Source organism: Cupriavidus phytorum (genome assembly GCF_003254285.1).
In the GTDB taxonomy this organism is placed as follows: Bacteria; Pseudomonadota; Gammaproteobacteria; order Burkholderiales; family Burkholderiaceae; genus Cupriavidus; species Cupriavidus phytorum.
The window spans coordinates 87,529-112,461 of the sequence record NZ_QKZN01000016.1 but is presented as its reverse complement, the minus strand read 5'-3'; the positions used below and the strand labels follow the sequence as shown (position 1 = coordinate 112,461).

At 65.6% G+C, this 24,933-nt stretch carries 21 protein-coding genes; 7 read left to right on the top strand and 14 right to left on the bottom strand.

Annotated features, from left to right (window positions below; genetic code table 11):
• Positions 1-353: 353 nt before the first annotated feature.
• Positions 354-1,784 (bottom strand): aldehyde dehydrogenase family protein, encoded by a 1,431-nt coding sequence (locus C7416_RS26535; protein WP_111521643.1) that lies wholly within the window; start codon positions 1,782-1,784, stop codon positions 354-356.
• Positions 1,785-1,829: 45 nt separating this feature from the next.
• Positions 1,830-2,807 (bottom strand): NAD(P)-dependent oxidoreductase, encoded by a 978-nt coding sequence (locus tag C7416_RS26530; protein WP_198035627.1) that lies wholly within the window; start codon positions 2,805-2,807, stop codon positions 1,830-1,832.
• A gap of 272 nt (positions 2,808-3,079) precedes the next feature.
• Between C7416_RS26530 and C7416_RS26525 the strand changes: the two genes are divergently transcribed.
• Positions 3,080-4,381 carry an MFS transporter gene (locus C7416_RS26525; RefSeq protein WP_111521641.1) on the top strand — a complete coding sequence of 434 codons (1,302 nt, stop codon included), beginning with the start codon at positions 3,080-3,082 and terminating at the stop codon, positions 4,379-4,381.
• A gap of 68 nt (positions 4,382-4,449) precedes the next feature.
• Here the strand turns inward: C7416_RS26525 and C7416_RS26520 are convergent, their stop codons facing one another.
• Both C7416_RS26520 and C7416_RS26515 read right to left on the bottom strand, forming a co-directional pair.
• Positions 4,450-4,728 carry a hypothetical protein gene (locus C7416_RS26520; RefSeq protein ID WP_111521640.1) on the bottom strand — a complete coding sequence of 93 codons (279 nt, stop codon included), beginning with the start codon at positions 4,726-4,728 and terminating at the stop codon, positions 4,450-4,452.
• Positions 4,729-4,985: 257 nt separating this feature from the next.
• Positions 4,986-5,852, bottom strand: a complete 867-nt coding sequence (locus C7416_RS26515) for a LysR family transcriptional regulator (RefSeq protein ID WP_111521639.1) — start codon at positions 5,850-5,852, stop codon at positions 4,986-4,988.
• A 102-nt stretch (positions 5,853-5,954) separates the two neighbouring features.
• Between C7416_RS26515 and C7416_RS26510 the strand changes: the two genes are divergently transcribed.
• The 3 genes from C7416_RS26510 to C7416_RS26505 all read left to right on the top strand — a co-directional run bounded on the left by C7416_RS26510 (position 5,955) and on the right by C7416_RS26505 (position 8,605).
• Positions 5,955-7,268, top strand: coding sequence for a DUF3422 family protein (locus tag C7416_RS26510; RefSeq protein ID WP_111521638.1), 1,314 nt, complete (start codon positions 5,955-5,957; stop codon positions 7,266-7,268).
• A gap of 40 nt (positions 7,269-7,308) precedes the next feature.
• Entirely contained in the window at positions 7,309-7,494 is a 186-nt protein-coding gene (locus C7416_RS29020) for a hypothetical protein (protein WP_146604307.1), read from the top strand.
• A 184-nt stretch (positions 7,495-7,678) separates the two neighbouring features.
• On the top strand, positions 7,679-8,605 hold the full coding sequence (locus C7416_RS26505) for a LysR family transcriptional regulator (RefSeq protein ID WP_111521637.1): 927 nt from the start codon (positions 7,679-7,681) through the stop codon (positions 8,603-8,605).
• A 44-nt stretch (positions 8,606-8,649) separates the two neighbouring features.
• Here C7416_RS26505 and C7416_RS26500 read toward each other — a convergent pair whose 3' ends face one another.
• The 7 genes from C7416_RS26500 to C7416_RS26470 form a co-directional block, all read right to left on the bottom strand.
• Positions 8,650-9,630: a Bug family tripartite tricarboxylate transporter substrate binding protein gene (locus C7416_RS26500; RefSeq protein ID WP_111521636.1), complete on the bottom strand. Its 981-nt coding sequence runs from the start codon at positions 9,628-9,630 to the stop codon at positions 8,650-8,652.
• Positions 9,631-9,705: 75 nt separating this feature from the next.
• Positions 9,706-10,917, bottom strand: a complete 1,212-nt coding sequence (tcuB, locus tag C7416_RS26495; RefSeq protein WP_111521645.1) for a tricarballylate utilization 4Fe-4S protein TcuB — start codon at positions 10,915-10,917, stop codon at positions 9,706-9,708.
• Positions 10,901-12,331 (bottom strand): FAD-dependent tricarballylate dehydrogenase TcuA, encoded by a 1,431-nt coding sequence (gene tcuA / locus C7416_RS26490; protein ID WP_111521635.1) that lies wholly within the window; start codon positions 12,329-12,331, stop codon positions 10,901-10,903. Before tcuA ends, tcuB begins: the two co-directional genes overlap by 17 nt.
• A gap of 180 nt (positions 12,332-12,511) precedes the next feature.
• Positions 12,512-12,973, bottom strand: a complete 462-nt coding sequence (locus tag C7416_RS26485) for a RidA family protein (RefSeq protein WP_111521634.1) — start codon at positions 12,971-12,973, stop codon at positions 12,512-12,514.
• Positions 12,974-13,007: 34 nt separating this feature from the next.
• A complete protein-coding gene (locus C7416_RS26480) occupies positions 13,008-14,456 on the bottom strand; it encodes an aminotransferase class V-fold PLP-dependent enzyme (RefSeq protein WP_111521633.1) in 1,449 nt (482 codons plus the stop codon).
• 229 nt (positions 14,457-14,685) lie between these two features.
• Entirely contained in the window at positions 14,686-15,357 is a 672-nt protein-coding gene (locus C7416_RS26475) for a response regulator (RefSeq protein ID WP_111521632.1), read from the bottom strand.
• A complete protein-coding gene (locus tag C7416_RS26470; RefSeq protein ID WP_240988280.1) occupies positions 15,354-17,375 on the bottom strand; it encodes a cache domain-containing protein in 2,022 nt (673 codons plus the stop codon). The genes C7416_RS26475 and C7416_RS26470 overlap by 4 nt, the downstream gene beginning before the upstream one ends.
• A gap of 14 nt (positions 17,376-17,389) precedes the next feature.
• On the opposite strand from C7416_RS26470, the gene C7416_RS26465 reads away from it, so the two are divergent.
• Positions 17,390-19,402: a hypothetical protein gene (locus tag C7416_RS26465; RefSeq protein ID WP_240988279.1), complete on the top strand. Its 2,013-nt coding sequence runs from the start codon at positions 17,390-17,392 to the stop codon at positions 19,400-19,402.
• 39 nt (positions 19,403-19,441) lie between these two features.
• Here C7416_RS26465 and C7416_RS26460 read toward each other — a convergent pair whose 3' ends face one another.
• From C7416_RS26460 to ampC, 3 genes are all read right to left on the bottom strand, one after another.
• The gene (locus C7416_RS26460; protein ID WP_111521629.1) at positions 19,442-20,833 is read right to left on the bottom strand and encodes a YncE family protein; all 1,392 of its coding nucleotides are present in this window, start codon (positions 20,831-20,833) and stop codon (positions 19,442-19,444) included.
• Positions 20,834-20,888: 55 nt separating this feature from the next.
• The gene (gene copM, locus C7416_RS26455; RefSeq protein ID WP_111521628.1) at positions 20,889-21,326 is read right to left on the bottom strand and encodes a CopM family metallochaperone; all 438 of its coding nucleotides are present in this window, start codon (positions 21,324-21,326) and stop codon (positions 20,889-20,891) included.
• A 250-nt stretch (positions 21,327-21,576) separates the two neighbouring features.
• A complete protein-coding gene (gene ampC, locus C7416_RS26450) occupies positions 21,577-22,770 on the bottom strand; it encodes a class C beta-lactamase (RefSeq protein ID WP_111521627.1) in 1,194 nt (397 codons plus the stop codon).
• A gap of 191 nt (positions 22,771-22,961) precedes the next feature.
• Here ampC and phnC point away from each other — a divergent pair, with 191 nt between their 5' ends.
• On the top strand, positions 22,962-23,816 hold the full coding sequence (phnC, locus tag C7416_RS26445; RefSeq protein ID WP_111521626.1) for a phosphonate ABC transporter ATP-binding protein: 855 nt from the start codon (positions 22,962-22,964) through the stop codon (positions 23,814-23,816).
• A gap of 49 nt (positions 23,817-23,865) precedes the next feature.
• Positions 23,866-24,849 carry a phosphonate ABC transporter substrate-binding protein gene (gene phnD, locus C7416_RS26440; protein ID WP_111521625.1) on the top strand — a complete coding sequence of 328 codons (984 nt, stop codon included), beginning with the start codon at positions 23,866-23,868 and terminating at the stop codon, positions 24,847-24,849.
• Positions 24,850-24,933 lie beyond the last annotated feature (84 nt).

Genomic DNA, 24,933 nt, shown 5'->3' with positions numbered 1-24,933 from the left:
CATAGAAAGACAAAGACCGAACCTCAACACCAACACCCTCCAAATCGGACATTTCAGCTTAGCTGAGCGTCGGACATTTGAATTTAGCCTAGACAACGGATGTTAGACCCAAATAGTAATGTCGTACTTGAGCCAAATAGAAATGTCGTACCCCGTTGCCAAGGCTGGCATGCTGGCGGCTTTCCGTCCATCCGAGACCGGAGGCCGCGATGCGCAAGCCCGAGACCATCACGATGACGATGCGCGAACTCGATCGGCTCAAGGTGATTCAGGCCGTGGTCGACCACGGCCTGGGCGAACTGGTGCACATCGACGGCGGCGACGCCTGATACCGACGGGCATTCCCAAAGACACTACAGCCGCACGATTACCGACTTCAACTGCGTATAGTGCGCAAGCGCCTCCATGCCTTGTTCGCGCCCATAGCCGCTCTGCTTGAAGCCACCGCATGGCGTCTGCACGAAACCGCCACTGTACTCGTTCACGACGATCCGACCGGCGTCAAGGGCAGCGGCGACGCGATGGACGCGGCCGATGTCGCGGCTCCAGATACCGGCAGCCAGCCCATAGTCGGAATCGTTTGCAATGCGGATGGCGTCCGCCTCGTCCTCGAACCTGATGACACAGAGTACAGGTCCAAAGATTTCTTCACGCGCTATCTCCATGTCATTGGTGACGCCCAGGTAGACGGTCGGCTCGACGAACCAGCCCTCCCCGGCTTTCGGTGCCTGCGCCATGCGGCCGCCAACGGCCGGTACAAGCCCGAGGCGCTGTGCCAGGTCAAAGCTTTGCTGGACCTTGTCGAACTGGGCGCGGGTGGTCATTGGTCCATAGGACGCTTCGGAATCGGCCCCCACGCGCACGCCAGAGACTGCAGCCAGCAGCTTGTCGACAAAGGCGTCGTGGACCGACGACTGGACCAGCAAGCGCGTGCCTGCCGCGCACCACTGTCCGCCATTCCAGGTGAAGGCCGTAGTGCATCCCTTTGCCGCGGCATCCAGATCGGCGTCCGCGAAGACAATATTGGCCGATTTTCCGCCCAGCTCGAGCGTCAGCGGCAGGATGCGGTCGGCGGCGATCCTGCCCAGTTCGCGGCCCGCGCGCGTGCTGCCCGTGAAGGAAATCTTGCGCATGTCGCGATGTCCGGCCATCGCCGGTCCGAGCGCTGGCCCGGTCCCGACCACGACGTTCAGGACGCCAGGCGGCAATCCGGCCGCTTCAGCCAGCTTCGCGAAGGCAATCAGCGAACCGGAAGTGAATTCCGATGGCTTGGCAACGACCGCGTTGCCAGTAGCAAGCGCGGGCGCGATCGCGCGGGCGGCCTGATGCAACGGCGCATTCCAGGGGAGGATCACGCCGATCACGCCGAACGGATCGCGTCGTGTGTAGACGTGATAGTCCGGTCCGGTGTTGATCACTTCACCGTCCATCGTATTGACGATGCCACCGTAGTACTCGAAGTACTGCGCGATCAGCGCCATCAGTTGCGGCATCTCGCGCCCTGGCTTGCCGGTCTCCGCGCTTTCGATGCCGCCGAGCGTGTCGATGCTGTTGCGCACCGCACGGCCGATCTCGACCAGGATGCGGCCGCGCTCGGCGGGTCGCATTGCCCGCCAGCCCGGCAGCGCTACCGTCGCCGCGGAAACGGCAGCGTCGACATCTGGCTTGCCGCTATCCGCCACCTCGGACAGCGCGATGCCAGTGCGCGGGTCTGCCTTCTCGATATACCGGCCGGTCGACGGCGGCACATCGTTTCCATTGATGTAGTTCAGCACTCTGTTCATACGCTTACTCGATAAAGACTCAGGCGGGTTGGTGTTGGTGGCGTTTCAGCGCTGCTCAGGACTGCCTTGGCCCTGCCCGATCGTGGCGCCGGCCAGCTTCTCGAGCTGATGGACGACGCGGGTCATGTCGTCGCCGCCGGCACCGTCGGCAACGGCCGTATCGAAGAACTGCTTGATCACGGCGGACGCGAACATGGGCGCGCCTACGGCTTCGGCCTCGCCGAGCACCAGCCGCAGGTCCTTGCGCATCAGGTCCATGCGGAAGCCGAAGTCGAATTTGCGCGACAGCACCTTGTCGGCAAGCAGGGTCTGGACCGCAAAGCCACGCGCCGTGGCGCTTTTTGAGAGGACGCCGAGGATGGTGTCCGCCGGGATGCCTGCCTTCACACCGAACAGCACCGCCTCGGCCGCCGTCACCAGCGCCGAGCCGGCGATCATGTTGTTGACCAGCTTGAGGGTCTGACCCAGCCCCGGCTGCGCACCGAGATATGCGATGTCGCCCGCGAATGCCTCGAGCGCCGGCCGCGCGGTGGCGAAGGCGCTGGCATTGCCGGACACCATCACGCTCAGCGAACCCGACTCGGCGCCCGCCACGCCACCGGCCAGCGGCGCGTCCAATGCCTGGATGCCATGCTGCGCCATGGCAGCGGCGAGCCTGCGCGTCACGGTCGGTCCCGTGGTCGAATGGTCGACGAACACTTTCACGGCGCTTGCGCCCGCGATCCCGCCTTCACCGGTGGCTACCCGTTCGACGATATCCGGAGTCGGCAAGCAAGCCATCACCACCTCGGCGTGGTCGCCAACATCGCGGGCGCTGACACCGCGCGCGGCGCCGATACGCACCAGTTCATCGACCGCCTGGACATTGCTGTCGAATACCGTCACGGGCAGTCCGTGTTGCACCAGGTGCCGCGCCATATGCCTTCCCATGGCGCCCAGGCCGATAAAACCGAACGTCGTCATGCCGAGTCTCCTTGCCGCTGCCGCGCGGCCCTGTTTGTGGTAAATGGCGTGAGGCGCCACCTGTGTGCCACGGATACTAGGGGCCCTGCCGCGCCGCTTCAATCGAGATTTCTTACCGGCTCGATTGAGTTCTTCTCAAGCTGGACTTTCCCGGCTTTGAGCGGTTCCATCGGTTGCAGAAAACTCAAGCGTCCCCGCACAAAAAGTCGTTTGAGCCGGCCTCGTCCCGCCACCTACGATGCCCAACGCGCCGGGCTCTGTCGACCCGGACATGCGAGTGCGCCAAGCCGCTGGCGGCGCGAGAACCACAACAGATGATTCAAGGAGACGGCATGGAAACGACCCTGCCAGTAGATGTAGTCGAGCGCCCGCTTCCCCTCACCCCTGCGCAGAAGAAGGCAATTGCGGCGGCGACGCTTGGTACCATCGTCGAGTTCGCCGACTGGGTGATCTACGCCACCTTCGCCTCGTTGTTTTCGCGGCACTTCTTTCCCGCCAACAACGAAATGGCGTCGCTGCTGTCCGCGTTCGCCGTGTTCGCGGTCGGCTTCATCATGCGGCCGGTCGGTGGCGCCGTGCTGGGGGCGTATGCCGACCGGCATGGACGCAAGAAGGGCCTGACGCTTTCCGTGGCGCTGATGTCCGGCAGCACCGTGGTGATAGCGCTATGCCCGACCTACGCCACCATAGGCATGACCGCGCCCGTCATTTTGGTGTTGGCGCGACTGGTGCAGGGATTCGCGGCAGGGGGCGAATTCGGCTCGGCCTCGACCTACCTCGTCGAGACGGCGGCGCCATCGCGCCGGGCCTTCGCCGGGTCATGGCAGTACTTCGGCATCAATGCCGGCGTCCTGGTGGCAGCCCTGATCGGGTACATGCTGACGCGCTGGCTCGATACCGAGCAAATGGCGGCGTGGGGCTGGCGGCTGGGATTCGCTGTCGCCGGCCTGATGGGCGTGGTTGCGCTATGGATCCGGGTCTCGGTGGCGGAAACCGGGGCCTTTCAGCGCAAGGTCGCCCACCGCGCTGCCGCGCATCCCTCGCTGCTGGTCGTCACCAGGCACTGGCGCGCGTCGTTGCGTGTGATCGGCATCGCCATGGCGGGCAACCTTTCGCTCTATCTCTGGCTGGTGTTGTTCCCGACCCTTGCCCATGTACGAACCGGACTTAGCCTGCAGGACGCCTTCAGCGCCAGCGTGATATCCATCGTCCTGTCGCTGGTGGCGATCCCGTTGCTTGGCAAGCTGGCCGACCGGATCGGACGCAAGCCTGTGCTGGTCGCATTCGCGGGCGGTTCCGCACTGTTCGCCTGGCCCGGCCTGCACTTCCTCGCCAACGACTTCTGGCTGGCTACCGCGATCGTCAGCGTGGGGATGCTGCTGTCGTGCGGTTTTTCCGCCACGGCGGCGGCGGTCATGGCGGAGCAGTTTCCCGCCGAGGTGCGCGCAACCGGCGTGGCGCTTCCCTATGCCATTTCGGTGACGTTGTTCGGCGGCTCGCTGCCGTACATCATGACATCGATGTCGAATGCGGGCTGGGCAGGCTATAGCTGGGCCTATATCGCCGCGGTCTGCGCAGCGGGCTGCCTGGTGTATGCATTGATGCCGGAGACCAAGGGAAAAGCCCTGGACTAAGCTATGCGGGCAAACCTGCCAGCCCGTCGCGCACCGGGGTATGGATTCGATGACGGGCGGCGCTGGCGTCAGATGTGGTCGGTGAATGAATCGTGCTTGCCGATGCGGGCACCGTCCGCATAGGGATCGTACTTGCCGCTGCGGGCACCGTCGGTGTAGAGATCAAATGTCCTGGCACGCGCACCGTCCGCGAACACGTCGAACTGGCGCGCGGGCGCTGCGGAGACACCTGTGCGATCCATGCCAGCGATCACGACATCTGCTGCGTGGGCGTAGCCAGGCAGCGCGGCACCAGTGGCCAGCACCATCGACGCAACAACAGCAACACGGGCGAGTTCGGAAATCATGATTGGCTCCTAAGCTTGATGAGAGAACGCTCTTTTGCGGCTTCGCTGGTTGGGGTGCGTCGCCGTTGAGTTCAATGTAGGAGCCTGCCGTTCATCGCACTAGAGTGACGAACGGAGATTGAATATCAACTTTCCGTTGTTAATGCAGGACTCGGCATGGCAAGCCGAAGTCAAGTGGTTTATCCGGCGTCCCCGGCGATCCGGAGCTGGGCCTGAATGGGCGAGCTTGCATCCGATGAGACGGTAGACGGTAGACGCTAGGCCTGCCCCGCCCCCGCCCGCAAGTCCGACAGGATCTGCTCGGCAAGGAAATCGCAGGGCGGCCGCTTCGACTTGGCGCTGCGGGCGAGGATAAGCTCGAGCGGCGGCAGGTCAGGCAGGCCATGGGCCTGGCCGAGGACAGTCAGTTGCGGCGGGATCGCGCAGCGGGCCAGCGCGGCAACAGCCAGGCCGGCCTCGACCATGCTGAGCAGGCCCAGCAGGCTCGGGCTCTCGTACGAAGTCCGATGCGCGATCCGCGCGCGATCGAGGCTGCGTATCGCGTTCTCGCGCGCCACGCTGCCCGGCATGAACACGGCGATGGGCAGCGGCCGGTCCTCCCACACTTGCGCCCCGTTGGTCATGGCGGCCCATGCCATCGGCTCATGGCGGATGAAGTCGCCCGACAAGCCCTTCACGCGCGTGCCGCAGACCAGGTCGACGGTGCCGTCCTTGACCAGTGGCGCGAGCGCGCTGCTGGGCAGACCGACGACCTGGATCTCCACCTTCGGGTACGTGGTCGAGAACTTCTTCAGCACCGATGGCAGCAGCGACGACGCGTAATCGTCGGGCACGCCGATCGCCACCTTGCCCGTCACCTCCGGCCGCACCACCGCCGCCCAGGCTTCGTCGCGCAGCGCCAGCATGCGGCGGGCGAAGCCCAGCAGCACTTCGCCCTCATGCGTCAGCACAATGCTGCGCGGCCGCCGCACGAACAGCGGCCGGCCCAACGCTTCCTCGAGTGCCTTGATTTGCATGCTGACCGCGGATTGCGAACGGTTCACGGCCTCGGCAGCACGCGTCATGTTGCCGGTCTCGGCAACGGCGATCACGGTGGCCAGCACATCGTGGTCGAGCATCTTCATGGCTATCAGGAAAACTGAACGTAACGATCAATATTATGCGTTTTTCTTGTTGAAAACGGCATGCGATATTCGGCAACAGCAAACAGGATTCCGCCCCCGAGCATGGACAACCCAGCCGCTTCCCTCCTCGTCGACCACCCGCTGCGCGCCTCCCTGGTCGCCGAATTGCACGCCCGGCCCTTTCTTCGGCTCAGCGGCAGCGTGTCACTGACCCACTACGCCATCTACTCGGACGAGGATCCTGCCATCCATGAGTATCTGGTGCGCACCTTGTGCGAACAGACCGGCATGGCGCTGCCCGCGGACGGGGTCACGCACTACGCCGTGCAATCCCCTTTCGGCTGGCATCTGAAATGGGAACGCCACACCGAGTTCTCCACTTTCACCTTCGTCAGTCCGCGCGACGACACCGATTACTTCAACGACCTTGCCATCGATGGTGTTCCGGCGGACTGGCTGAGCCTGCTCGCCGGCAAGCGCTTCCACGCGGTGCGGATGGAATTGCTGTCGGGACAAGCGGCGGCCGCTGTCAGCGCGAAGCTGCGCGACTGGCTCGACGGGCCGGTTCTGGTCGGCAGCGACGTACTGGGCGGCGGCAAGGTCTATTGCGACTGGCAGGTGCGCGCCGACGGCCATATCCGCATGCTGGCGATCGACGAGGACTTCCGCGAGGAACAGGGCGGCAGGCTGCTGCAACGGCTCTACGAGATCGAGACCTATCGCATGATGGCGTTGTTGGCGTTGCCGGTCGCTCGCCGCCTGGGGCGCGAGCTCGACGACATCCATGCATCGTTGCAGGAACTGATGCGGGCCATGGACGCACGCCGCGCCGGCGACGACGATGCCGGACTGCTGGACCGGCTTACCGAGCTGGCCGTGCGCGTGGAATCGCTGTCCGGGCACAGCGGGCGCTTCAGCGCATCGCGCGCCTATGAGCGCATCGTGCTGGCGCGCATCCACGAGTTGCGGGAACAGCGCATCGAAGGCATGCCTACCATCTCCGAATTCATGGAGCGGCGTTTCGGTCCCGCCATGGAGACGTGCCGCAGTGTCTGGTCGCGCCACGAACAGATCGCGGCACGGGTGGCGCGCGCGGTCGACCTGCTGCGCACCCGTGTCAACCTGGCGCAGGAGCGGGACGTCACCAGGCTGCTGGCCGGACTGGAACGCACCTCGCGCAACCAGCTGCATCTGCAGCACGCCGTCGAGGGCCTGTCGGTCGCCGCGATCTCGTATTACGTGTTGTCCATCGCGGCAGCGGGATTGAAGGCGTTGCATGTCATCAAACTGCCGGTGGATCCCGAACTGGCAGAAGGCCTGTTGATCCTGCCGGTGGTGCTGATCGTGTTCGGCGTCATCAAGCGCAGCCGGACCCAGAATGCCCACGATGGCGCTGTCCACGCAGGCCAAGCCTGAACAGTCGTCGAACTGAAGTGCTTACCACCGAGAAAAACCCATGAACGCCATCGCGAGCATTGACCCGTCTCTTGCATCTTTGCTTCGAGCTGTCCGCCAGGCGCCGCAGCCTGGCTTGCCTCGGGTGGTCCTGACCGGCAAGCAAAGGACCCCCACCGAAGTGCTGACCGACAACTCGAACGACCGGCCGGACGTCGCAACGATCGCGGTACTGGGCTACAACTGAAGCAGAAATGCCCGCCCAGGCGGGTACTCTGCTTCAAAACCCGCCGGGACAGTTCTGTGCCCTGCTCCCATGCGCGCCCCCATCCTGCCAGGTGCTACCATTCGGCGGCATGCCGCACGCAACGACGGCCAGCCCATGCTCCGTCGCCGCGGCGCACGCATAGTGCGATGCCACCGAATACTCCATGGAACTGCGTCAACTCCGCTACTTCACCAAGGTTTGCGAACTCGGCAGCTTCGGCAAGGCAGCGCTCGAACTGGATCTCGCGACCTCCGCGCTCAGCCAGCAGATCAGCCGGCTCGAGCGCGAACTGTCGACGCGCCTGCTGCAGCGCCAGTCCACGGGCGTGGTGCCGACCGATGCCGGACTGGCCTTCCTGCGGCAGGCCCAGTTGACGCTGCGCCACGCGGACGATGCGGTTCGGGCCGCGCAGCAGGCGCGGCTGTCCGGCCATGTCAGCATCGGCCTGGCCTCGACTACCGCCGCGGTGCTGGGCGTGCCGCTGCTGCGTGCCATGGCTGCGCGCTATCCCGACGTGCGGGTCCACGTGGTCGAGGCGCTGTCCGGGCATCTGAGCGAAATGCTCAATGCGCGCCGGCTGGACCTGGCCATCGTGTTCCGCACCGAGACCGCGCGCCGCTGGAGCGTGACGCCGCTGCTCGACGAAAAGCTCTATGTGCTTGGGGCTCCAGGCCTGCCAGGCCTGCCGAAGGGCCAGCGCGCCCGGCTCGCCCAGTTGAGGGAACTACCGCTGATCCTGCCGAGCGCTACCCACGGCCTGCGCGCCCTGCTCGATGCGGCCTTCGCGCGGGTGCGCGTGACGCCGAACGTGGTGGCCGAAATAGACGGCCTGTCGCTGCTGATGGACGCCGTGCGCGCGGGCTTTGGCGCCACCATCCAGCCGGGTGCCGCGACCGCGCGGCTCAATGATCCGACGCTGGTCCGCTCGCTGGTGGCCGACGCCCAGGTCGGGCGGCACAACCTGCTGGCCAGCCTTTCCGATGATGAGCTGTCGCCGGCGGCACTGGCGGCGCGGGTCGTGCTGGCCGATACCGCGCGCAGCCTGGTGCGCGACGGCGCGTGGTTCGGCGCGACGCTGCACAAGGATTAAGGCCGGGACGGCGGCGGCGCTGCCGCCCAGCCTGCTAGTCGGCCTCAATCTACCGTGATCTTCCGCTCCCTGACGATCGCGCTCCATTTGGCGCTCTCCTTCTTCATGAACGCAAGCAGCTCCGGCCGCGTCGTCGGCTGCGGCGTCAGGCCATGCTTGTTCAGGGCATCCTTCACGCTGGCATCGTTCAGCACCTTGACGATCTCCTGGTTCCAGCGATCGAGGACCGGTGTCGGGGTCTTGCCCGGGGCCACGAAGGCATACCAGTTCAACGCCTCGAAACCGGGATAGCCGGATTCCGCTACCGTGGGCACGTTTGGCAGATACGCCGGCCGCACCGGGCCGGTGGTGGCCAGCGGCACCAGCTTGCCGGCCTCGACCTGCGGCATCGCGGTCGGCGGTGCGGCGAAGTACGAGGTCACACGCTGGCCAAGCAGGTCCTGCAACGCCGGTGCCCCGCCCTTGTAGGGAATATGGACCATCTCGATGCCGGCACGCTGGTTGAACAGTTCACCGGCAAGATGGGAGGCGGAACCGGCGCCGGTCGACGCGTAGTCCACCGCCCCCGGTTTCTTCTTCGCCAGCGCGACCAGCTCGGCCAGATTGTTCACGCCGGCGCCCTTGTGCACCACCAGCATATTGGGAAAGTTCACGCCGCCCGAAACCGGGGCGAGGTCCTTGAACGGATCGTAAGGCAGCTTCATCAGGTGCGGCGCGATGGTCAGCGGGCCGATCGAGCCGAACAGCAGCATGCTGCCGTCCGCGGGACCGCGGGCCACCAGTTGGTGGGCAATATTGCCGCCGGCACCACCACGGTTGTCGACCACGACCGGCTGGCCGAGGTTGTCCGCCAGTTTCTTGGCAATCAGCCGCGCAGCCGCATCGGCTGCGCCGCCCGCGGCGAAGCCTACCACCAGCGTGACCGGCTTGCCGCCGGCAATGGGTTGCGCTTGCGCAAGGCCCGATGAGAAGGAAAAGCAGAGCGCGGTCAGCAAGGTGGCGCGCAGGATCAGTCGACGGTCCATAGAATCGGTCTCCGTATTGTCGTTCTGTAAAGGGTCTATATGGAAAGGCGTGGGGATTGGCCAACGCTCTGCCGCTCAGTCCGCCCCGAGACCGACCGGGTTAGGCCGGCGTTTTTCCACCGCGTGTCGCAGCAGCGCGGCACTGCGGAACACACCGTGCGCAAACTTGCCGTAGGGCATGGTGGCGAACAGTGCCATCACCGCGCCCAGGTGCAGGCATAAGAGGATCGCCATTGCCGGCGAGCCGCGGCCCAGCCACAGCGCCAGCCCGCTGGTGGCAGTCAGGAACAGCAAGGCGATGAAGCCCAGGTCCATCGGTCGCTGGCCTTGCGCCAGGTGCAAACGGTGACGTTGCAGGTTGAGCCAGCCAAGCCCCGCTGTGCCGATCGCGAGACTGGCGCCACCGACGGCACCGAGCACCTTGGGAAAGCTCGGCAGTTCGTATGGCGCATGCCAGCCGAAGGCATAGTGATAGATCGTCGCCACGGCGGTGGCGGCAAAGCACAGCGCGAAGCCATAGAACGTCAGATGATGGAAACGCCGGCGCGACAGCGTGAAGGCGTCATCGGCATTGTTGCAGCCGGCACCGTGGCCGCCGTCGAGGTATTTCAGCCGCAGCACGACGGCCCCCGCCTCTGCCGCCGCCGGCGCGCTCACTGGCGCACCGCTCGTCGCCGGAGTGACTTCGCGCCAGAACCTGCGCACGCCCATCGCCAGCGCAAGCACGACGAAGCCGAACACCGGTGCAAACATCGACACGAGCAGGTTGTGCGGGAACAGCGCATAGAAATTGCCGCGGGCAGGACCGCCCCACAACGTACCGTTGAGCGCCACCGCCAGCAGCAGGAACAGGGTCAGCGCCAGCGCCAGGGCCAGCGAAACGGTCAGGCCATTGCGCCGGTACAGCTTGCCCAGCACTGGCGGCCAGGCATAGTCCTGGTAGGTCTGGCCACGGACCTCCGCCATCGCCACCGGGATGTTGACGCCGAACTCGTGCGGCGGCGCGTACTGGCAGGCATGCAGGCATGCGCCGCAGTTGTGGCACAGGTTGGCCATATAGTGCACGTCGGCGCGGCCGAACTCGAGCCGCCGCGTCATGGCGGGAAACACCGCGCAGAAGCCTTCGCAATAGCGGCAGGCATTGCAGATCTGCAGGATGCGCGCGACTTCGCCTTCGGCAGCCGTCAGCGGCAAGACGGGGTGGATCGGAATCACGCGTCGCTCGGCCCCGCCCACGCCTTGCGCGTCGGCACGAGCCTGATCGACCAGCTCAGTTAGCGATGGCATTGGACTGCTCCATGTCGAAATCGGGATGTTCGAAGCCGCACGCACGCGCGGCGCCCACGCCGGCGATGCGGCCGAAGGCCGTGCCGATAGCCATGCCGACGCCGGCGGTATAGCCCTTGCCCAGTACGTTGCCGGCCATCATTTCGCCGGCGACGAACAGGTTCGGACTGGGCCTGCCATTGAAGTGGACCTGAGCGTTCTCGTTGACCTTGAGGCCCAGGTAAGTGAAGGTCACGCCGGGACGCAACGCGTAGCCAATGTAGGGAGGCGTGTCGAGCGGCCGCGCCCAGTGCGTCTTGGCCGGGGCGATGCCGGCGGTGGCGCAGTCGTCCAGCACCGTGTGGTCGAAAGTGCCGGGCCGGCAGGCGGCATTGAAGGCTTCGACGGTCCGCACGAAGCTGGCTTCCGGCACGCCGAGCTTGCGCGCCAGCTCGCCCAGCGTATTGGCGCTGGTGCCCGGAAACACCGGCGGCATGAAGCGGCCGATGGCCTTCTGGTCGATGATCGAGTAGCCGATCTGCCCCGGCTGTTGCGCGACCAGCCGTCCCCAGATGGCGTAGCGCTTGGGCCAGAAGTCCTCGCCCTCGTCGTAGAAGCGTTCGCCGTCGCGATTGACGACCACGCCGAGCGAGACACAATCAATCCGCGTGCAGATGCCGCCGTCATAGAGCGGCGCGCGCGCGTCGATCGCCACCATATGCGCCTGGGTCGGATCGCCGATCGCATCGGCGCCGGCGTCGATCATATGGCGCAGCAGCACGCCCTGGTTGAAGCGCGTGCCCCGGATCAGGAAGTTGTCCGACGGCCACTCGCCGCGTTCGTTCCGGCGCCAGGCTTCGCGCAGCCAGTCCCGGTTCGACTCGAAGCCGCCGGCGGCCAGCACGCAGGACCTGGCCTCGATGCGTTCGCCGGCGGCCGTCACGGCCGCGACGAAACGGTCGCCGTCGCGCTCGATGGCAACTACCTGGGTGTCGTAGCGGATCTCGACACCAAGTGCCCCGGCACTGCGGAAATAGGCGTTGACGAGCGCCTTGCCGCCGCCCATGAAGAATGCATTGGTGCGCGCCACATGCAGCGCTCCCGACAACGGCGGCTGGAAATGCACGCCGTGCCGGCGCATCCAGCCCCGGCAGCGCGACGATGCACGAATCGTCATGCGCGCCAGCTGCTCGTTGGTGATGCCACCCGTCACCTTCAGCAGGTCCTGCCAGTACTCCTCTTCCGGGTAGGCGTCGACCAGCACATCCTGCGGCGCATCATGCATGCAGCGCAGGTTGCGGGTGTGCTGCGAATTGCCCCCGCGCCATTCGCGCGGCGAGCCCTCCAGCAACAGCACCGAGGCACCCGCCTCGCGCGCCATCAACGCGGCGCACAGCGCGGCATTGCCGCCGCCGATCACCAGCACATCTTTCATGGGGAAATCTCCTTGTGGGCTCGACTGTAAGCAGGGCCCGATGGAGACGAAAGATGGTGGTGATTAAGGCGTGTTCAGTTTTTGTGAAGGGTGGCGGCGCCCGAATGCCAACAGCGGGGACGGCCGAACCGTACCCCGCTGCCCTGCTCCGTACACATTACTGCTCCGTACACACTACCTTCAGGGCTTGACTGCGATCGCCCCGATCTCTACGGCAACGTCGCGCGGCAGGCGCGCGACCTGGACCGTCGCCCGTGCCGGCGCGACGCCGGTGAAGTAGGTCCCGTAGACCTCGTTCATCTTGCCGAAGTCGTTCAGGTCCTTCATGTAGACGGTGGTGGAAACCACGTCGGCCATGGTCATGCCGTCGGCCGCGAGGACCGCCTTCAGGTTGTCGAGCACCAGCCGGGTCTGGGCTTCGATGGGTGCGTCCTTGAGCAACTCGCCTGTCTTCGGGTGGATCGGAATCTGGCCGGCAAGATACAGCACGTTGCCGGCGCGGATGGCCTGGGAATATGGACCGATGGCCTTGGGGGCGTCGGCCGAGGCGACGGCGCGCAGCGTGCCGCCGTGCTGGGCGCAGGCCGAGAGCGAGACCACGCCGCACAGCGCCGCGGCCATCAGAGCGATAGATCGTTTCATGGGCTTGACTCTTGTCGTGTTGAAACGGGACTGGTTACGCCATGGCACCGGACAGGTTCCACATCGAATCCACCAGCCGGTCGATGTCGTTCGCGTCGTGCCACAGGTGCGTGGAGATGCGGATGCCGTAGTGCTGAGCCGGCGCGCCGATGACCTCGAAGTTCACCGAGCGGATCACGAAGCCCGGGGCAAAGTCGCTCAGCATGCGGTTGACGAACATCGTGGCCTTTTGCTGGTTCATGACATCGTCGCGGTTGCGGAACGGGTTGAAACAGGTCAGCGCGGACAGCAGCTTCGGATCGTCCTTGGGCGAGTACAGCGACTCGACGCCCCAGCGTTCGACGATTTTCTCCTTCAGGTACGACGACAGCGTCAGGTCGTAGGTCTCGATCTTCTTCCTGCCGATGGTGTCCCACATCTCGCAGGCGCGCGCCAGCGCCCGGAACATCGGCACGTGCAGGCTGCCGCAGGACGTGACCGTGGCGGCGATGTCGTAGGCGCCGCGCGGCTGCCTGACGTAGGAGCTTGTATGGATCGGATACCACTCCGGCAGCGGCAGCGGATTGGATGGGCGCATCTTGTTGCGGATCACCAGGATGCCGGTGGAACCCGGTCCGCATTGCCACTTGTGGCCGGCGCCGGACATGAAGTCCATGCCCAGCGCGCCGTAGTCGTACGCCATCATGCCAGGCAGGTGGGCACCGTCGACGATGCTGATCAGGCTGTGGGCCTTCACCACCTGCATCAGGTCGGCGATCGGCAGCATGGTGCCGGTCTTGTAGGTGGGCGACGACCACATCATCGCGCGTACCCGCTTGCCCTGCCCCTTCAGCGCGCGGATGCGCTCGTCGAACAGCTGGACATAGGTGCTCGCGGTCTGGTTGTTGCCGACCGGCAGCGCAATGGTCGAGACCTCGATGCCGTAGCGGTCGACCGCGATATTGAGCGGGGTCAGGCCGCCGCCGTGTTCGTGGTTGGTGGTGACCACCACGTCGCCCGGCTCCCACTTGATGCCCAGGATCGCATGGCACATGCCCGACGAGGTATTGCCGGAGAATGCCACTTCATCGCCGTCGACGCCGAAGCCCTTGGCCACTGCGGCGCGCAGGTCGGCCAGGTTGCCATAGCCGCTCGATGAATCGGCGGCCTTGGCCAGGTTTTCCTGGCCGAAGACATCGAGCACTACCTTGGGCATCGAGCCGCCGGTGCCGATGTTCATGTAGACCTTCTCGGGCTTGAGCACGAACATGCCCTGCACCTCGGTCCAGAAGGCTTCGTCCTGCGCCAGCTGCGAACGCAGGTCGGATGATGCCGCCGAGGCGTCGTCCGAACAGGCGCTGATCAGCGGCGCGAGCGCCAGCGAGCCGGCACCGTAGGCCAGCATGCGTAGAAAATCGCGCCGCTTTGGCGTCCAGGTCGCCATGTCTTCCGGATGCGGTGGCGTCGCGACAGCCGCTCTCTGCTTTTGCTTCAGCTCGTCCATGGTGCTCTCCCGTTGTGTCCGACGTTCGGCGCATCGGCCGGCCAGCGTGCCGCATGCCTGGCGCCTGTTCTGGAAAAAAGTCTACGCAAACAACCGCCGCAACAGCAGCACGACTTTCCCCTACGCAGTAATACAGAGAGCCCGTTTGCGCGACGATGATGGTGCGCACCACCGCCCTGCCGCGGTGCAGACGCACCAGGCATGAACACATCGCACGGCTGGAGGGCAGTCAGCAGTCGGCGGCCAGTGCGGCGTCGGCCAGCTGGATCGCGTGCAGGTCGGAGAAGTGGACCGCGTACTTCACCAGCTCGGCGCGGCCGCCAACCTGCAGCTTGCGGCGCAGGTGCAGCCGGTGCGTTTCGACGGTGCGCACCGAAGTGCCGAGCCGCTCGGCGATCTCCTTGTTGGAGCGGCCTTCGGCGAGCAGCTTCAGCACCGTGGCTTCCTTCGGCGTGAGCGCGCGGCGCGAAGACTGCGGCGGCTCGTCGGTGTGCAGGAAGGCCTGCAGTTCGGCGTTGAGATAGGTGCCGCCGGCTGCGACGGTACGGATCGCGGTCACCAGTTCCTGCGCGGGCGCTTCCTTGAGGACGTAGGCGGCGACGCCCAGCGCAAAGGCGCGCCGCACGTATTCGGGGTCCTTGTGCATCGACAGCGCGATCACGCGCACCGACGGAAAGCGTTCGGCAAAGCGCGTGGCCAGCTGCAGGCCGTTGGCATCGGGCATGTGGATGTCCGACACCACCAGGTCCGGGTCGTGCTGACCGGCCAGGACGATGGCCTCCTCCACGCTCGCCGCCTGGCCCACCACTGTCATTTCCCCGGTCGCCTCCAGGCGCAGGCGGACGCCGTCCAGCACAAACGGATGGTCATCGACCAGCAGCACACGAAGGTTGGGGGTCATGCGGCAGGCCTCCTGGCGGGGGAATGATGGCCCAGGCGTCGTGCGGGCCTGGTTGTGGTCCTGATCCTGGTCTGTGTTTCGGGCGCTGGCGCCGGCAGGCGCAGGCGGGCCTCGACGCGCGTGCCGCGGGGACCGGTATGCACCGCGAAGTCGCTGCCCTCCAGGCTTTCGATGCGCTCGCGCATATTGCGCAGGCCGATGCCGCCCTTGCCGTCGGCGCGGACCTTGTTCAGGTCGAAGCCATGGCCGTTGTCCTCGATGGTCAGCGCGACGTGATGGCCGCTGCCGGCCAGCGTGACCTGGACCCGGCCCGCCTGCGCGTGCGTGAGCGCGTTGTTCAAGGCCTCCTGCGCGACCCGGAACAGCGCGGTGCGCTGGGCCTGCGACAGCGCGGGGATGGCCCCTTGCTCGATGAAGCGCACCTCCACGGCGCGCGGCGGGTGCAGCTGCTCGACCAGCATGCGCAGCGCGGCGGCCAGCCCCAGGTCGCTCAGCAAGGCCGGATGCAGCCCGTGCGAGACCCGCCGGATCTCGACCAGCGCTTCCTGCAGGCGGCCCAGGCCCTGTGCCAGCAGGGCCTGCGGCGCGTGGCGGCGCGAGGGCGGGTGGTCCTTGTCCGGGGCGGTGCCGGGGTCCTGTTCCAGATGCACCTGCGCGGTCTCGAGCAGGTACTTGGACGACACCAGCACCTGCACCACGCCATCATGCAGCTCGCGTGCGACGCGGGCGCGCTCCTCTTCCTGCGAACTCACCACGCGCCGCGCCAGGCGCCGCAGCTTCTCGCCAGAGATGCGCGAATTGCGCAGGTTCCAGGCCAGGCCGGCCAGGCTGATCAGCATGACCGAGCCGATCGCGAAGGCCGTCAGCCGTATCTGCGTATCGCGCAGCGTGCGGGCGGCGTTGGCATCGAACGCGGCCAGTTCGCGCTCGATATCGTCCATATAGAGGCCGGCGCCGATAACCCACCCCCATTTGTCGGCGGTCCTCACATACGACATCTTGGGTGCCTCGGTACGCGAGGATGGCTTGATCCAGTTGTACCGGACAATGCCGCCGCCGGCTTGCGCCTGTTTGATCAGCATCCTGGCCTGGTCGCTGCCGGTATCGGCCGGGTCGCAGAAATCGACCCCGTCGATGCCCATGCTGCCCGGATTCAGCAGCACGTTGCCGAGGCGATCGTAGACAAAGAAATAGCCGTCATTGCCGAAATGCATGCGCGACAGCGCGGCGAGCGCCTGTTGCTGCAGCGCGGCCTCCTCGCCGCTGCCCTGGGCGATGCGGGTCAGGGTCGCGTGCCCGAGTTCGACGTAGTGGCGCAACTCCTTTTCCTTGCTGGCCACGTAGACGGCCTGGACCTGTTTGCGGTCCTGGCGGGAATGGCTGACCATCTGGTACGAAACCATCCAGGTCACCAGCAGAAACACCAGCAGCATGAAGGCCGCCGACAAGGCGACCGTTCTCATGCGGATCGTCATGCTTTGCACGCGCGGGGGCAGATGGATCATCGCGGGGGCCCAGGGGAGCCGGTCATACTCGGGCTGGCGAGCCGACTGCAAGCCCGCCGACGAAAACACCAAGGCGGCGTTGGCGAGAATGCCGACGCCACCACGACAAATCGATTCCTCCCAGTTCGATTTATCGAAACCGCCCTGTGCGCGCGTGTTGGTCCTGTGTTTTGGTCCCGCGCTTTGCCAGCCGGTTTCTCGACCCCTGATGCAGCCGGCGAACCAATGGCTCAACCGATATGCATGAGGAAACCTATGTCGTTTTGTGGCAAAAAGCAAGCAGCGTGCCGGAACCGGCAACGCATTATGCAAGCGCGCCGGAACGTCGATTGGGGCGATTACCGATAACAATGCAGACATGGAGTGCAGCCGCGCGAGCCAATGCACCAGAAATATGTGCTGGCGTACTAAGCCACGGCCGGAAAGCTGCCAAAGTCCAACCTGGCGAATCTTTGCGCCCCACGATTTTCTTTTGCGCCGCATAAAGACTGATGCCTGGGAAACGCTTGCCATCGCACCACACCGCCATGCGTCGGGCCATCAAACTGACGCTGGCTTCCTGCGTCGTCATGCTGGCGCTGGCCGGCTGCGAACGCGATGCCGAGCGCCGCGCCGCGGCGCCGGTGCCGTCTGCTACCGCATCGGTGGCGGTGGCCGCCAAGCCGGTGCCCGCGCAAGTGCCCGCGGAACGCCCGCTGCCCGCAGCGACAGCTCCGGCAGCACCGCCGCGGCCATGGTTCGACGACGTCGTGGATGCAGAAGGCAAGCTGGTGCGGGAAGCCTATCTGGCGATTGCGTCCGATTACAGCAGCGACGAGGCCATTGCCTATCGCTACGGCCCGGCCAATACCAGGCCGGTGGCTGGGGCGCCAACGCACTGGCAGCCGGGCGACAAGACCTTTTATCCGCACGCCAATCCGTGCTATCAAAAGGAGTTTCCCAAATCAGAGCTGGATCACAACCTGAAGGTCATCTATCAGCTGGGCCAGCTGGATTGCTCCCGCAACGATTACGGCAGCAATATGGGGGACGTCATTTATCGCGCCGATGCGGCGTCGGACCCTGGCGTGACTTCGCTGCTGACGCTGGCGCTGAGTGCCGGGACGGTTGCCGAGAAACCGCAGTTGCCTTGGGTTTACGGGCATGTCGCCACCGACCCCCAGTTGAAAAACCATATCGCGGTCAATGGCGGCGAAATGCCCAGGCGCCCGATCGCCATGGGGCGCTGCAGCGAACACGATTGCGCCCAGGCTTTGATAGCGTTCCAGAACGGGCTGATTGCCTCGGTCGGCAGCAATACCGCCTCGCACTCCGCTGCCGTGAAATTACCCACGGGCAAGGTGCCGACGGCGATTGCGATCACGACCAACTCGGAATTCGCCCTGGTAACGATCTGGGATACCGTCGCCTTCAAGGGCCAGGTGGCCGTGCTGGCGCTGGGCAGCCTGGCCGATGGCAGCAAGGTCGGCGGGCCCTATGATCCCAGCGCGGGCTCGTGGCCGGGTCTTTACCCCGGACTGCGCAATATTTCCAACTTCGTCTTTATCAAGCTGCTGGGCTTTATCGACCTGCCCGGCATGGTGGCACCGACGGACATCTCGGCGGTCACGGATTTTGGCGTGATGCAGGACAACAGCACGCAGGGCTGGCTGATCGACCCGGTCGGCCGCCGCGGCGCCAGCCGGACCAAGACGGAGGTAAACCCGGCCACCAGCAGCATCAACCAGAAGAGCTTCACGCGCACGGGCATCAACGGCAGGCTGGTGTCCCGGGCCGGCGTGGCGGCGGTGATTTCGAAGTCCGAGAAAAAGGTGATCTTCCTCGACCTGAAGCCGCTGTTCGACAAGGTCAACCGGGCCTACTTCGAAGGCAGCCATGCCGCGTTGCAAGCGACGCTGGCCAACACCGGCCTGGGCGATGCCCAGTGGCCGCCGGTATTTGCCGTGGACAACTACGCGCCGGCCATCGTCAAGTCGGTCCGCCTGCCGCAGAAGCCCACGGCCGTCAGGATCTCGATCCTGCCGATTCCCGGCCGCGCCTGGGTGGCGACGGAGGAAGGCAAGATCCGCGCGTTCTCCGTGGCGGGGCTGCAGTCCGGCCGCAATCCCGACCCGAAGCTGATCGAGGAGATGCTTAGCGTGCAGGTTGGCAAGAATCCCACCAGCATGAAGCACCATGTCAACGTGGGGCTGGGCAATTCCAACACCAGGCTGTGGGTGGTATCTCGCGGCGCGCAGAAAATCCAGCTGGTCGACATGGTGGGCCTGACTGTCGAGAAGACGCTGCAGGATTCGCGCATCGTCGATCCCATCACGGTGGACGAGACCCAGCAGAACCCGCTGCTGACCAGCGTGATCACCATTGCCGACTACACCGGCAGGCAGGTGATGAACTATCGCTACGCGCCGATTAGCCTGCAAGGCGGGAATACGCCTCTGCATATCGGCGTCGGCAAGTCGGGCAATGCGCCGTTCGAGTTCGGCGGCGCCTACGACGTGCCCGGCAAACCGTTCGATTTCACCCAGAGCAATGTGCCGTGAGCACCCTGCCCCGTGCTGCTGCGCTGCTCGCGATCGCGCTCAGGGCGCGCTGACCAGTACCGCGTTGGCCGGATCCGGCGGCGCGTTGCCCTCCATCACCACCAGCTGCACCGGTGACGGCGCCTGCGGCGACAGCGTCGACACCACCTCCCGCAGCGGGCCGATCGCGGTGCCGTTGGCCATGCCGGCCGGGTTGGTCCTGAAGCTTGCCACCGGCGTTTTCTGCCCGCCCACGTAGACGCTGTATTGCGCTTCCGGCTTCAGCTTGAACAGCGAGACCTCGAGCGCATCGACCACGCCCAAGTTGCGCGCCACGACAAAGCCCTTGGCGTCGCCGCCGCGGAGCGGCTTGAGCGCAACGTTGAGCGGCTCGGTGTTCGCCCTCGGCACCAGGTTGGCGGTGCCGGCGCCGCCAGGCACCGCGTTGCTGACATAGACCAGCGCCTGCGGCGCCTGGCCCACCGGCACGCGGGCGACGACGCGGTTGTCGGCGGTGTCGATCACATCCACCGCATCGCCGTTTTCCAGGCCGACATAGACGCGCGAGCCATCGTCCGCCGCCCAGATGCCATGCGGCAGCGCGCCGACGGGAATGGTCGCGACCAGCGTGGGCGTGGCGTCGGTGGTGAACACCTTCACCACGTTCTCGCCCCCGACCGTCACGTACGCCAGCGTGCCGCGCGCGGTGCGGGCAAAGGCCAGGTGGTTGGTGATGAAGCCGGTATCGAACACGCCCTTCACCGCCAGCTTCTCGGTATCGATGCGTGTGACCTTGCCCACGTCCTTGTGCGTCATCCAGACTTCCCTGAAGTCCGGCGTGAATTGCAGGAAGGGCGAGAACGGGCTGGCCACGTCCAGCCGCTTCACCACCTTGCGTGCCTTGACGTCGATCACATCGACCACCGGATTGAAACTCGACACGACGAAGGCAAGCTTGCCCGCCGGGTGGAACAGCACCATGCCCGGCCCGGCCGTGGTCGGGATGCGCCGGGTTTCACGGAACGTGGCGGGATCGATGACCGAGATGTAGTCCTCGCCGCGCACCACCACCCATACCTCCTTGCCATCGGCGGTAAAGAAGCCCTCGTGCGGCGAGCGGCCGATATAGGCGATGCCCTTGACCCGGTTGGTGGCGGTCTCGATGAACGCGACCGAGTTGGAGCCATTGGAGATGGCGATCAGCGTCCGGTGGTCCGGGGAAAAACCCAGGCCGTGGACGTTGAGTTCGCCCTTGTACAGCGGCGACAGCACATCGGGGCGTGCATTGCCAAGCCGGATCTGGCCGAGCAGCCGGTTGGCAGCGGGATCGATCACCGACACGGTGTTGCTGTTCTGGTCCGCGGTATAGACCCGGTCCTGCGGTTGCGGGGCGGCGCTGGCCAGTGGCGCGCCGAGGGAAATGGCCAGGGCGACAAGCGTGTTCTTCTTCATGGCGGTAAGGGGGCTGGATGCGGTTGGCATAAGGCGCGCGACAGGCATGGGCCGGTCAACGCGGCGGCGTGGACTGGGACGGCTGGGCCTGGTGGCGCTGCAGCCACGCCTGCATCAACCGTATCTCGTTCTGCTGCTCGGTGATGATGCCCTGCGCCAGGTTGCGCAGCGCCGGATCCTTGCCGTACAGCAGCAGCGCCTTGGCCATGTCGATCGCGCCCTGGTGGTGCGGGATCATCATGGCGACGAAGTCATGGTCGGGGATGCCGTTGGTGGGGGCCTGCGTCATGCCGTGGTGCATTACGTTCATGGCATCGTCGATCAGGGCGGCATAGGGTTTCGCGGTGCTGGCGATGAAGGGCGGAGGTGCCGCCTTGCCCGGGTGCTGGTGCGCGTTCTCGGCCGGCGCGGCCAGGCTCGCGGCCGACAGGCACAGTGCCGCCAAGGCGCGCACCGCGGTGCCGGCGGCATGACATGAGGAACTTCGTTGCATCGCAGGGTCTCCGGTTGGCCGCGGACTGGCGTGGGCCTGGGTCGGGATAGTTTCCTGCGTATACACGTGGGGAGGCTGGACTATTCCGTCACTGACAAAAATTTTTGGTGCTTTCAATCATTACGGCACTGAATTGCGATGTCGCTGGCGATCCCTTCGGCTTTTCTTGCCCGCCTGTTTTCTCCCCTCTCCCGCTTGCGGGAGAGGGGCGGGGGAGAGGGCCAGCGCATCCACGAAGTCAAATCACCCTTCAAGGCTTGCCCTCCCCCACCTGCTGTCCGTCCAGATACTGCAGCACCTTGAACGCCGCCTTCACCCGCTCCGCGACCGGGTAGTTCTTGTTTGCCAGCATCACGATGCCGATGCGCTGCGACGGCACGTAGGCGACATAGGCGCCGAAGCCATTGGTCGAGCCGGTCTTGTTGACCAGCATGGCGCTGCGCGGCGCCTGCGGCGGCTCCAGCCGCGCCACCGGGTTGGCCTCGAACACCACCTGCTGCGAGCTGCCGGCCAGCACGCTGTCGCGCTGCGCCGGCCAGGGGTACATTTCCCACGCCAGCCCCTGCACCATGTCGCCGACCTTGAAGTAGCCGGTGCGGGTGGTGGCCAGCGCGCGCTGCAGGGTCTGGTCCAGCCCGCTGCCGTCGATATTGGCCATGACGAAGCGCATCATGTCGGCCGACGTGGTCTTGACGCCGTAGGCCTCGGCATCCAGCACGCCCGGGGTGACGCGGACCGCCTTGCCATCCTTGGCGTAGCCATAGGCATAGTCCTTCCTGCGCGCCTGCGGCACCGTGATGTAGGTGCTGCGCAGCCCGAGCGCGGGGAACAGCGTCTTCTCCATCAACACATCGAACGGCTGCCCCATGCTGCGTGCGGCGAGGTAGCCGAACAGGCCGATGCTGGGCTTCGAGTATTGCCGGTGGGTGCCGGGGGCGTAGCGTGGACGCCAGTCGCGGAAGTACTCGACCATTTTTCCGGTATCGGTGACGCCCTCCGGAAACTGCAGCGGCAACCCGCCGGCCGTGTACGTCCCCAGGTCCAGCAGGCTGGTCGCGCCCACGCTGCTGCCAGCGAGTTGCGGCAGGTACTTCGCCGCATTGTCGGTCAGCGACAAGTCGCCGCGCGCTTGCGCATAGGCGGCCAGCGTCGCGGTGAAGGTCTTGCTGACCGAACCGATCTCGAACAGCGTATCGGCGTCGACCTTGCGGCCGCCCGCCTTGGCGGCGACGCCGTAGTGGAAGTCGTACTGCTTGCCGCCGGCCGTGACGGTCACGGCCATGCCCGGCACATCGTGCGCCTGCATCACCGGCTGGATCGCCGCGTCGACGACACGCCTGAGCGTGTCCGCATCGACACGCTCGGCAGCGTGGGCGCCAGCGCCGCAAAGCAGCGCCGCGGCGGCGGCAATGGCTTGCATTGCCTTTTGAAGAGTTTGGTTCATATCAGATCGTCTGACCGTGGTGCGCCGGCAATCAGTGCAGCGGGCGCGGAAAATAAACAAGACTTTACCGGTTCCCCGGCCTCGCCCGCCCAAACCAGTGTCCGATGACCGTTCCGGATCGGTCCACCAGTCATCGTTCTGTCATCCACCCCCGCCAGAATGCGCAGGTCATTCAAGTCAGGGGAGTCGACATGACGCACGCAATTGAAGTCCGCGGGCTGAGCAAATCGTTCCGTGCGGACCGCAAGGCGCTTGACGATGTCACGCTGCAGATCGCACCGGGCGAGATGGTCGCGCTGCTGGGCGCGTCCGGATCCGGCAAGTCTACGCTGCTGCGCCATGTGGCCGGCTTCGTCACCGGCGACGCCGGCGCCGGCGAGATCCTGGTCAATGGCCGCCACGTGCAGCGCAATGGCCGCCTGGCCGGCAACGTACGCCAGGTGCGGCGCGAGATCGGCTTCGTGTTCCAGCAGTTCAACCTGGTGGGACGCCTGCCGGTGATCACCAATGTGCTGGTCGGCATGCTGGCGCGCGTACCCAAATGGCGCGGCCTGCTGCGCGTGTTCAGGGCCGACGAAATCCGCAGGGGGCTCGATGCGCTTGCGCAAGTTGGTATAGACGACTATGCCTTTCAACGGGCTTCGACGCTGTCGGGCGGCCAGCAGCAGCGCGCCGCGATTGCGCGCACGCTGGTGCAGAACGCCAGCGTGATCCTGGCCGACGAGCCGATCGCCTCGCTCGATCCGGAATCCTCGCGCCGCGTGATGTCGCTGCTCAGGCAGATCAACCGCAGCCGCAAGGTGGCGGTGGTGGTGTCGCTGCACCAGGTGGACGTGGCTCTGCGCTACTGCCCGCGCGTGGTCGCGCTGCGCCACGGCAAGGTGGTCTATGACGGCCCCTCGGCCGCGCTGACGCCGGCCATGCTGCGCGATCTCTATGGCACCGAAGCCGAAGAACTGTTGCGCGATGCCGTGCCTGAAGACGACGACAGCGCCACGCCCATGCCGGCGCCGGCGCTGGTCACGATGAACCTGGCGGCCGCCTGAGCGATTGCCGCAGCCCCATTCCCCCAACCGCTTTCCACCGGAGTAGCCCATGCTTCGCAGAACCTTCATCGCCGTCGCGGCCTCGGCCGCGGTTGCCCTGCCCGCCTTCGCGCAGGAGGCGAAGAGCCTGAACATCGGCTTTATCTCGACCGAGTCGTCGTCCAACCTGAAAACCGCCTGGCAGCCGCTGATCGACGACCTGAGCAAGACCCTGGGCGTGCCCATCAAGCCGTTCTTCGCCTCCGACTATGCCGGCATCATCGAAGGCATGCGTTTCAACAAGGTGCAGATCGCCTGGTTTGGCAACAAGTCGGCCATGGAAGCGGTCGACCGCGCCAGCGGCGAGGTGTTTGCGTCGGTGATCGACAAGGACGGCAACCCGGGCTACTGGTCGGTGCTGGTGGTCAACAAGGACAGCGACCTGAAGAGCGTCGAAGACGTGATCAGGCGCGGCAAGGACCTGACCTACGGCGCCGGCGACCCCAACTCCACCTCGGGCACGGCGGTGCCGGGCTTCTACCTGTGGAGCGCCAACAAGGTCGAGCCGAAGACGCTGTTCAAGGCCGTGCGCATCGGCAACCATGAAACCAACCTGCTGTCGGTGCTGAACAAGCAGGTCGACGTGGCCGTCAACAACACCGAGAACATGGAGCGCTACCGTATCAACACGGGCAAGAACGCCTATGACCAGGTGCGCGTGCTGTGGAAGTCGCCGCTGATCCCGGCCGACCCGATGGTCTACCGCAAGGACCTGGCGCCCGAACTGAAAAAGAAGATCCAGACCTTCTTCGTCAACTACGGCAAGGGCACCGACGCGGCGCGCGAGAAGCAGGTGCTGGCCAACCTGACTTACCAGGGCTTCCGCGCCTCGAACGATGCGCAGCTGGTGCCGATCCGCCAGATCGAGCTGGCTCGCGAAAAGGCCAAGATCGAATCCGATACCACGCTGGCCGCCGCCGACAAGGAAAAGCGCCTGTCCGACGTGAGCCGCCGCCTGGCGGAACTGGACAAGGCCGCCGGCAGCACGCAGTAACCGGTTGGCCGCCACCGCACTGTTCGACCTGTCTTGCCGGAGCCGGCGGCCCGTCACCGCCCGCTTCGCACCGCTTTTCAATTC

What these genes read in the sequence shown, in the direction of transcription:
- ampC (WP_111521627.1), bottom strand. Translation starts at nt 22,770, where the DNA reads ATGAACCAAACTCTTCAAAAGGCAATGCAAGCCATTGCCGCCGCCGCG.
- phnC (WP_111521626.1), top strand. Translation starts at nt 22,962, where the DNA reads ATGACGCACGCAATTGAAGTCCGCGGGCTGAGCAAATCGTTCCGTGCG.
- C7416_RS26515 (WP_111521639.1), bottom strand. Translation starts at nt 5,852, where the DNA reads ATGAAGATGCTCGACCACGATGTGCTGGCCACCGTGATCGCCGTTGCC.
- copM (WP_111521628.1), bottom strand. Translation starts at nt 21,326, where the DNA reads ATGCAACGAAGTTCCTCATGTCATGCCGCCGGCACCGCGGTGCGCGCC.
- C7416_RS26505 (WP_111521637.1), top strand. Translation starts at nt 7,679, where the DNA reads ATGGAACTGCGTCAACTCCGCTACTTCACCAAGGTTTGCGAACTCGGC.
- tcuA (WP_111521635.1), bottom strand. Translation starts at nt 12,331, where the DNA reads ATGAAAGATGTGCTGGTGATCGGCGGCGGCAATGCCGCGCTGTGCGCC.
- C7416_RS26510 (WP_111521638.1), top strand. Translation starts at nt 5,955, where the DNA reads ATGGACAACCCAGCCGCTTCCCTCCTCGTCGACCACCCGCTGCGCGCC.
- tcuB (WP_111521645.1), bottom strand. Translation starts at nt 10,917, where the DNA reads ATGCCATCGCTAACTGAGCTGGTCGATCAGGCTCGTGCCGACGCGCAA.
- C7416_RS26485 (WP_111521634.1), bottom strand. Translation starts at nt 12,973, where the DNA reads ATGAAACGATCTATCGCTCTGATGGCCGCGGCGCTGTGCGGCGTGGTC.
- C7416_RS26535 (WP_111521643.1), bottom strand. Translation starts at nt 1,784, where the DNA reads ATGAACAGAGTGCTGAACTACATCAATGGAAACGATGTGCCGCCGTCG.
- C7416_RS26475 (WP_111521632.1), bottom strand. Translation starts at nt 15,357, where the DNA reads ATGACCCCCAACCTTCGTGTGCTGCTGGTCGATGACCATCCGTTTGTG.
- C7416_RS26460 (WP_111521629.1), bottom strand. Translation starts at nt 20,833, where the DNA reads ATGAAGAAGAACACGCTTGTCGCCCTGGCCATTTCCCTCGGCGCGCCA.
- C7416_RS29020 (WP_146604307.1), top strand. Translation starts at nt 7,309, where the DNA reads ATGAACGCCATCGCGAGCATTGACCCGTCTCTTGCATCTTTGCTTCGA.
- C7416_RS26525 (WP_111521641.1), top strand. Translation starts at nt 3,080, where the DNA reads ATGGAAACGACCCTGCCAGTAGATGTAGTCGAGCGCCCGCTTCCCCTC.
- C7416_RS26500 (WP_111521636.1), bottom strand. Translation starts at nt 9,630, where the DNA reads ATGGACCGTCGACTGATCCTGCGCGCCACCTTGCTGACCGCGCTCTGC.
- C7416_RS26470 (WP_240988280.1), bottom strand. Translation starts at nt 17,375, where the DNA reads ATGGCAAGCGTTTCCCAGGCATCAGTCTTTATGCGGCGCAAAAGAAAA.
- phnD (WP_111521625.1), top strand. Translation starts at nt 23,866, where the DNA reads ATGCTTCGCAGAACCTTCATCGCCGTCGCGGCCTCGGCCGCGGTTGCC.
- C7416_RS26480 (WP_111521633.1), bottom strand. Translation starts at nt 14,456, where the DNA reads ATGGACGAGCTGAAGCAAAAGCAGAGAGCGGCTGTCGCGACGCCACCG.
- C7416_RS26465 (WP_240988279.1), top strand. Translation starts at nt 17,390, where the DNA reads ATGCGTCGGGCCATCAAACTGACGCTGGCTTCCTGCGTCGTCATGCTG.
- C7416_RS26520 (WP_111521640.1), bottom strand. Translation starts at nt 4,728, where the DNA reads ATGATTTCCGAACTCGCCCGTGTTGCTGTTGTTGCGTCGATGGTGCTG.